Below are 334 nucleotides of genomic sequence, written 5' to 3' on the forward strand. Positions count from 1 at the left end.
GTCGTATTAAAAGAAGGTTCAACAGGTCCTTTTGTGTACCTATTCCAAGCTGCCCTTATTTTCAATGGTCACGATGTACCCTTTGACGGTAATTATTCAGCATTTGTAGCTACACAATTAAAACAATTCCAAAACTTTTCGTTATTGAAAGCAACTGGCGTTTCAGATTTTCAAACATGGGCTTCTTTATTAGTAAGTACAGGAGATCCAGAACGTCAAGGTAAAGCTTGTGATTGTATTACAGAAGTTACTCCTGAACGAGCAAAAACATTAGTCGCAGCTGGTTATGAAACAGTAGGACGTTATTTAACAAACGCTAAAGGGAAAAAAGCTA

General features: G+C 37.1%; 1 protein-coding gene. It reads left to right on the forward strand.

The features are described from left to right. A partial coding sequence (locus JDS96_RS30925; RefSeq protein WP_199669140.1) for a peptidoglycan-binding protein occupies nt 1-334 on the forward strand: 334 nt, incomplete at both ends.

Origin of the sequence: Bacillus cereus group sp. N21 (assembly GCF_016483395.1) — a bacterium.
Taxonomy (GTDB): domain Bacteria; phylum Bacillota; class Bacilli; order Bacillales; family Bacillaceae_G; genus Bacillus_A; species Bacillus_A pseudomycoides.